This is a genomic window from Corynebacterium sp. MSK122, assembly GCF_030229435.2.
Lineage (GTDB): Bacteria > Actinomycetota > Actinomycetes > Mycobacteriales > Mycobacteriaceae > Corynebacterium > Corynebacterium marquesiae.
Genome location: NZ_JASPHV020000043.1, coordinates 1 through 5,572 on the forward strand (window position 1 = coordinate 1; position 5,572 = coordinate 5,572).

Genomic DNA, 5,572 nt, shown 5'->3' on the forward strand with positions numbered 1-5,572 from the left:
ATATTTTCCGCCAAGATGCGGTCCTCTACAAGACGGACCACACGATCCTTCGCATCCTGGTCAAATTTTCTTGGCATATTCCAGATTTTCCCATCTACTCAAACGGAACAAAACCTGGGACACTTCACCCTCTAGCACGGCACGTCCACCGCAGCGATGCGGTGGGGTTGGATCGTGAGGCTCTCCCCGGTGGATTCGAGCACCGCGGAGATGGTGGAGGGGGTCATCATCACGATGGAGATCCAGTCATGGCTGGTGGCACCCGCATAGTCCACGTAGTGCAGGCGCACCTGTGTGCCCGCGGTATAGGCGCGGCGCAGCTCGGACATGATCTCCCGCGGCGAGCGGAAGGTCCGGGTGTCCGAGGCCTTCGTGCCGTCCGCCGGGTCCACGGCGATGGCCTGGTCGTGGGCGCGGCGAAAACCCTCCACGGCGCCGTCGATCTCCGAGGCGATCTCGGTGGAGTCCCCAGTGATGTCCATGATGTTGCGCTGGGGAGTATCCACGCGAGACGGGACACGAGCCGAGTGGGGTTCGGTGGCGGAGCCCTGCTGGAATGCCCTGGTGGCGTCGTCAATCAAATACCGCAGGGACTGGGGAACGGACGAGAGACCGCCGGGGGACATGCGATCCAGGAAGGCCTCGATGTCCTTCCATGGGGCGTCATAGCGCTTCGGCCCGATCAGGCTGAATACGTCGCCTTCGCGGCCGTCCTCGCGCACCAGGGTGGCGGTGAGCCCCAGACGGCGGCGAGACTGCAGGTCGGAGGTCATGCGGAACACCGGGGCAGGCAGCAGGTGAACCTCGTCGTAAATGATTAAGCCCCAGTCGCGGGAGTCGAACAGCTCCAGCGCCCGGTATTCGCCCTTCGACTTGCGCGTGACCACTTGGTAGGTGGCGATGGTCACGGGGCGGATCTCCTTCTTCTCTCCGGAGTATTCGCCGATTTCATCCTCCGTCAGGGAGGTGCGGCGCACTAGCTCGTCCTTCCACTGCCTGCCCGCGACGGTGTTCGTCACCAGGATCAGGGTGGTGGCCTTTGCCTTGGCCATCGAGGCCGCGCCGACCATCGTCTTGCCCGCACCACATGGCAGCACTACCACGCCCGAGCCGCCTTCCCAGAAGCTATCGGCCGCCATCTCCTGGTAGTCGCGCAGCTGCCATTCTTCGTGTTCCTGCGACAGCTCGATGGGGTGTGCCTCGCCGTCGACGTATCCCGCCAGGTCCTCTGCGGGCCAGCCGACCTTCAGCAGTTCCTGCTTGAGCCTGCCGCGCTCGGAAGGGTGCACAACGATCGAGTCCTCGTCGATCTCTGCGCCCAACATGGGCTTGATCTTTTTGTGACGCCGGATCTCCGTCAGCACAGCCCTGTCCGTCGTCTCTAGCACGAGCCCGTGCGCTGGGTGCTTGATGAGCTTCAGCCGCCCGTAGCGATCCATCGTGTCGGCAATGTCGATGAGCAGCGGCTGCGGGGCGGGGAACCGCGAGTAGGTTTCCAGCACGTCCATGATCTGCTCCGCGTCGTGCCCTGCCGCGCGGGCGTTCCACAGCGCCAGCGGGGTGATGCGGTAGGTGTGCACGTGCTCCGGCGCGCGCTCCAGCTACGCGAACGGTGCCAGCGCGGTGCGCGCCTCCTGCGCCTGTTCGTGGTCGATTTCCAGCAGCACGGTCTTATCCGACTGCACAATGAGCGGTCCGTTTCCAATGCCCACGCTGTGTGTCACTTCCTTTTTGTTTATCGACGCCACCGCGACGGTGTTGCTCAAGCCAAAGACATCATTTTACGCTGCAGTGGTGCGAACTCGTGCTCCACTATGCTGAGACCCATGATTGCTCAGACGGGAAATCTGCGCCAATGGCAGTATTTCGTGGCTTTAGCGGAGACCGGTAGTTTTACAGCGGCGGCAGCGCGACTGGGAGTGAGTCAGCCGCCTGTCTCCAATGCCATTAAGCGCTTAGAAGCTGGTGTAGGTACACCGCTATTTATCCGAGGGGCGGGGGAAGTGAAACTAACCGAGGCAGGGTTGACCTTGCTTCCATATGCCCGGGTGATTAATCGCGATCTTCAGACTATGCATTCGATGATTGACGGTATCCGAAGTGGTGCGCAAAGCGGGTTTCGTTTGGCCATCAGTAGTGCGCTTCCAAGCGAGATAGGATCGCGTATTGCAGCAAAGGCACAGCAGCATGATGGAGTAGTTTTGTCGTCACTGCCTTCTGTTGAGATTCTTGCCCGTGTTGAAGAAGGCGCTATTCATGCGGGGCTTGTTCAAGCTCCGGTTCCCTTGGGTACTCACCGCAGTGCGAGGCAGTTTTCTCTGTCACGTGATCTAGTGGTGCCGCCGGGGTATTCAAGGTTGGATAAGACCTTGTCTCAATTGAATCTGCTGGTGGAGAACCTGAATGACAATTCAAGTGCAGCCAGTGGTTTGGCGAGAGAGCTATTTCGGTCGGGTGTGTCTTGCGAAATTAATGATTCAGAGGATGCTCTAGGTAGGGGCTTATTGATTGGAAGAGGGGAGGGGATGTCTTTGGTATTTCGCGGTTTTCACCAGTTTGACAATGCTATTGAGCTTCCTTCCCGTTTCGATTTTTCCGTGGATGTAGTGGTTCGCCGAGGTGGGATGGACAATGGCGCCGAGGCCATGGCGGTCGCCGAAAGAATTTGTCGAAGGATTAACCAATGACTGCACGGATGGAGATGGCCCTGGAAAACGTGTTGACGCGGTCGGGGTGTGAGGGATGGTGGTGTGCATCGCGACTGCACGATGGGGTGACTATCGGACGCAAACAAGACGAGAAAATTCCGGTGGCATCCTTATATAAAATCCGGCTCCTCCACCTCACTTTGGAAGCGATTCAACGAGGTGATCTGGATCCTCGTCTTCGTGTTGACGTTGCACCGTCCAAAGGAACTTACGAAGGGTATGGGTTCGCTGCCTTTGATGACGCAGTGAACGTGAGTCTCCGAGACTTAATGAAACAAGTCGCATCGGTGTCAGATAACGTGGCCGCCCACGAGATTTTGCGTCTACTGCCTGCGTGGGCTCGAGAAGCATTTCTTAAACGGTTTCCACCTCATTATGACTTGCAAGATCGGAATAGCTTAGTGACGGCGGAGAAACAATTGCGTCAATATGTTCAATCCCAAGGGGGGAGTAGTACAGATATAGCGTTTTCTGCAGTCTCTTCGTTGGCGGAAATAACTAATGACTTGGAACAGGTTTGGAAAGACGATAGTGCAGCGGTACGTCGATCTATGTGTGAACTCTTGGGGTTGCAGGTGTGGCGTCACCGTGTTCCTTCAGGCTTTCCTCCAAGCGGCGTTGATATCTATGGAAAAACGGGCACTGTAGGACTTCTCCATGGTGAAGCTTCGATTATCCAGGTTGAGGGCGAGGAGCCCATTGTGGTGTCCATCATGCTGAAACAGGTGGTGCCAGAACAAGCAATGAGTACTCACGATGGTGCTATTGGCGAAGTGGCTAGACTGCTCGTGGACGCTCTTCGTTAGAATTTCTGCCACTTGAATACACACTTCTACCATCGCCTATATGTGAATGAAATGAGACAATTGCACTATGTGATATTGGTGGCATCCAATGCGTCTCACTTAACGTCACTCCCATGATGACTAAGCACAATCGTTTCCGTCAGTCGGTGATTGCACTCTGTTCGCTCTCCGCAGTGATGTTGAGCAGCTGTTCAGCTCTACCGTGGGAATCAGACTCAGACGTATTTCTCAAAGCTTTCAACGCGGGAGATGACAGCAAGGCTGCACGGTATCTGGATCATCCAGACCCGGAGCGCGCCCTTCATGAATTTCGGCAGTCACTTCATGGTGTGAAGGTCAACATCGAAACATCTGATATTTCCAATGGAAAGCAGAATACTCATGTGACTTGGTCCAAAGATGGTGTGGAGTTGGAGAGCAATGGTCGGCTCGTCCTTAGTGGACAGGATGGTAAGCCTCAATGGTTGCCTTCGATCTTCGAAGCTCAGTTGAGCGATGATTCCGCACTCTTTTTTGCTGAAGATAAACAGTACGATCTTCCAATTAAAGATCGCTTGGGCAATGAATATATGACCTGGACGAAAGTTATTCAGGTACGAGGTCGCAAAGATATAGCCTCTAGAGCGCAGGAATTGGCCCAGATTTTTGCACCAGTGTCTCCCACAACGACTAAGGAGTGGATCGAGCAGACCTTGGGAGAGTCTCAGGATGAAGACACCGTGCTCCTCACTTTGAGGCAGGAAGAATTCCGGAAGATACAAGAGCAACTTAGGACCTTTGAGGGAATTTCCACTGTGGAGCAGGGGCGTCTCTTAAGCGTGTCCAAAACTCTTAACTCTCCGCTGGATGCTGAATTGAACAAATATTGGGAGTCAGTGCTCGATGCTAATTCAGGATGGTCGATACGCGCTGAGAGTTCACAAGGTATGACGACGGTAGCCTCTGAGCCGCCTCGCCGAGTTCAGCCAATCGCAACCACTCTGGATATCACACTGCAAAGCGCAGCAAAACAAGCAGTGGACAGTGAGCAACGTGCCGCAGTTCTAGTCGTGCTCAATCCTAGAACAGGAGGTGTCCTTGCCGTTGCACAAAATGACAAGGCAAATAACCAAGGGCCAATCGCACTCACCGGGCTATTCCCACCGGGATCGACGTTCAAAACTGTGACCACAGCGGCGGCACTAGAGGCAGGGGCAGTCAGCATGGATGAGGAACTACCTTGTCCTAGCAATATCACCGTCGCTGGACGCAAGATTCCCAACGATCATGACTTCGATCTAGGTAGCGTTCGACTGGAAGAAGCTTTCGCCCAATCATGTAACACAACCCAAGCGGTCATTTCGGATCGTTTGGGAGAAGATGATCTGCAACGGACTGCTTTAGAACTCGGAATTGGCTCCGACTTCGACGTACCAGGGATGACCACACTTACTGGTTCGGTGCCGCGGACACCGGCTGGACCTCCTCGTGTGGAGGCTTCTATTGGACAGGGCGAGGTTCTAGCTAGTCCATTTGGGATTGCGCTCATGCAATCGACTGTCGCTAACGGCGGCTTGCTTGTTCCTCCACAGCTCATTCAAGGCGAACAGACAGTAGTGAATAAACAGGCAGACCAGCATGTCAGCGATACAACTATTCAAAGCCTCCGGACGATGATGAAATCAACAATTGACCACGGTTCAGCTAGGTCGTTGAGTGATCTTAGTGCACTTGGCGGAAAGACTGGTACAGCAGAAATTGATGGCAAGCTTTCCAATGGCTGGTTCGCTGGAACGACAGGGGAATTGGCGATTGCGTCCCTTGTAATCGAAGGAGATTCTTCTCAGCCAGCTGTGGAAATGGCCGGGCGTTTCCTTCGCTCGCCGGATGTTCAGAAATTCTCTGGAATTCAATAAACTTGCGTCATAACCTCTAGCACGGGTTAAGTAAAGAAAGGGGATGCGGACACTTTGTTGGACAGTTTCAGTTTCATGCTAGTTGAAGCATGCGGTGCTCTTCGATGCTTACGCCGCCTAGGCTGACTTTGATCCGGCTGGTGTTGTAAAAGTTGATGTATTC

4 protein-coding genes and 1 pseudogene are annotated in these 5,572 nt (G+C 54.8%); 3 read left to right on the forward strand and 2 right to left on the reverse strand.

Translation table 11 applies throughout. The features are described 5' to 3' along the window. Positions 1-131: 131 nt before the first annotated feature. Positions 132-1,712, reverse strand: a pseudogene (locus QP934_RS11190) (helicase-associated domain-containing protein). Positions 1,713-1,826: 114 nt separating this feature from the next. On the opposite strand from QP934_RS11190, the gene QP934_RS11195 reads away from it, so the two are divergent. The 3 genes from QP934_RS11195 to pbp2m all read left to right on the forward strand — a co-directional run bounded on the left by QP934_RS11195 (position 1,827) and on the right by pbp2m (position 5,409). Continuing rightward, entirely contained in the window at positions 1,827-2,687 is an 861-nt protein-coding gene (locus tag QP934_RS11195) for a LysR family transcriptional regulator (protein WP_012360809.1), read from the forward strand. Continuing rightward, entirely contained in the window at positions 2,684-3,514 is an 831-nt protein-coding gene (locus QP934_RS11200) for a serine hydrolase (protein ID WP_070604856.1), read from the forward strand. Before QP934_RS11195 ends, QP934_RS11200 begins: the two co-directional genes overlap by 4 nt. A gap of 113 nt (positions 3,515-3,627) precedes the next feature. Next, positions 3,628-5,409: a penicillin-binding protein PBP2M gene (gene pbp2m / locus QP934_RS11205; RefSeq protein ID WP_204083762.1), complete on the forward strand. Its 1,782-nt coding sequence runs from the start codon at positions 3,628-3,630 to the stop codon at positions 5,407-5,409. A 73-nt stretch (positions 5,410-5,482) separates the two neighbouring features. On the opposite strand, the gene QP934_RS11210 is transcribed toward pbp2m, so the two are convergent. Beyond that, positions 5,483-5,566 (reverse strand): hypothetical protein, encoded by an 84-nt coding sequence (locus QP934_RS11210; RefSeq protein ID WP_419127527.1) that lies wholly within the window; start codon positions 5,564-5,566, stop codon positions 5,483-5,485. Positions 5,567-5,572: the final 6 nt, after the last annotated feature.